Annotated in this window: 2 protein-coding genes; both read right to left on the bottom strand. The window is 44.6% G+C overall.

Going from position 1 to position 1,675, the window contains the following annotated elements; genetic code table 11:
- Window positions 1-367: 367 nt before the first annotated feature.
- Window positions 368-622 carry a SemiSWEET transporter gene (locus tag PX481_RS00540; protein ID WP_002743903.1) on the bottom strand — a complete coding sequence of 85 codons (255 nt, stop codon included), beginning with the start codon at window positions 620-622 and terminating at the stop codon, window positions 368-370.
- Window positions 623-820: 198 nt separating this feature from the next.
- A complete protein-coding gene (locus PX481_RS00535; RefSeq protein ID WP_002758784.1) occupies window positions 821-1,321 on the bottom strand; it encodes a L,D-transpeptidase in 501 nt (166 codons plus the stop codon).
- Between the last annotated feature and the right edge of the window lie 354 nt (window positions 1,322-1,675).

The following is a 1,675-nucleotide window of genomic DNA, read 5'->3' as shown; positions in this document are numbered from 1 at the left end:
GGGCAACAAAGCCTGAAACGACCGACTCCTGACGACCGGCTACTGACTCCTACCCCCAGGAAAAACTTTTTCAGCAGACCCTAGATAGGGTTGGCTGAATAAATCTAAAAACATTGTTCGATAGTACTTTTAGACCTTTAATCGTGCTTCGTGTCACTGAGCTTGTCGAAGTGCTGTTCTAGGTTGGTCGGGGCTTCGGCCGTGAGTTCAGCCGAACGGTTTCATCCCATCTGTAAAACTGAGGGTCTTCACCCCGACATTTGAGATAAATTAACCTAAAAATCCGCTCTCCGTGGCTAGATGTGGGGATAAATTGTAGAATTGTCATGACGAGAGCAAATAGGGAGGCAAGGGATTGTCAGTTGTTTTAATCATATTTAATCTTAAAATAGAGAATTGTCCCCGCTAAGATAAAAGTAACAAAATTAGCGACAATAATCGGTTTACTGCTCATATAAATCCCGTAGATTAGCCAAAGAAAAACCCCCAGACAAAAGCAAATAAACATAGTTAGGGACAAGTCCTTAGCCGAACGATAACGCCAAGTTTTAATCACTTGGGGTAAAAAAGAGACAGTGGTTAATATTCCCGCCACGATCCCGATTAGTTCAATAATATTCACCGCTTATCCTCTTGGCTTAGTTTCTCTCATTTTAAACTGTTGACTATCTAAATTACGCCTGACTTGAAAGAGGGTGTAGGGTGTGGGGTGTGGGGTGTAGGGAAGGAAACCTCTTTCATCTGTGGGGGTGAAAATTTTTTCATCGGGACTGACGACCGACTCCTAACCTCACCAAGAAACTTTTTCAGCAGACACTACTTATTGAGCGATTACTATCACCGAAGTGCCGATTTTTACCTTTTCAAATAAAGCCTTTATATCTCGATCGCGCATCCTGACGCAACCGTGGGAGACGGCCCGGCCGATGAGATTTTCTTGCGGTGTACCGTGAAAACCGATAAAATTGGCGCCATCGGTCCAAAATCCGATCCAACGCGCCCCTAAAGGGTTGTTTTTTCCCGATGGCACCAGTTGCCCGGTGAAAGGATGTTCCCAGACTGGTTCCCGCACCATCTGAATCACCCTAAATTCTCCCGTTGGGGTTTCCCAACCCGGACGACCGATCGCCACTGGGTAAGAAGCGATTATTTTCTGTCCTTGGTAAACAAAAACCCGTCTTTTTTTTAAATTCAGCAGCAAACGGGTTTCCGTTCGAGTTACCGTGGTTGCGGGAAGGGAATTGCCCGGACTAATGGGGGGATTGAGGAAAAATTCCCCTATTCCTAGACATAAACAGAGAATCGGCAGAAAAACTCGCATCTGATACCAGCAAAGTCAAAATTTTTTATCCGTATTCTAATCTGATTGTGAGGATGTCAAACCGTCGATATGGTGAGTGCGGGAGGGAAGGATAAAATCGCAGTCGAGTTGGGCTAATTCGGTTACCTAAAATGTCGGATGAATGCCCCCGCTAAATTTTTCGACAAGACATCAACCTTTGCGGGGGATGAAATCCGACCAGGATATTGACTGCGAAGCACGATTTTAATTCTACCATTTGTAGGTAAACTGTGTTATACTCAATTTATCCAGGGTCGAGGATTAATCGATGCTAGTCGTAGAAGCCAAGTTAAAAAACGGGACACCAGAACAATACCAAAGACAAGATGAAGC

The organism is Microcystis sp. M53603_WE2 (assembly GCF_030065435.1).
This window is presented reverse-complemented; position numbering and strand designations above follow the sequence as displayed.

Excerpts from the sequence above, each read along its gene's own strand:
- PX481_RS00535 (WP_002758784.1), bottom strand. The coding sequence starts at position 1,321 with ATGCGAGTTTTTCTGCCGATTCTCTGTTTATGTCTAGGAATAGGGGAA.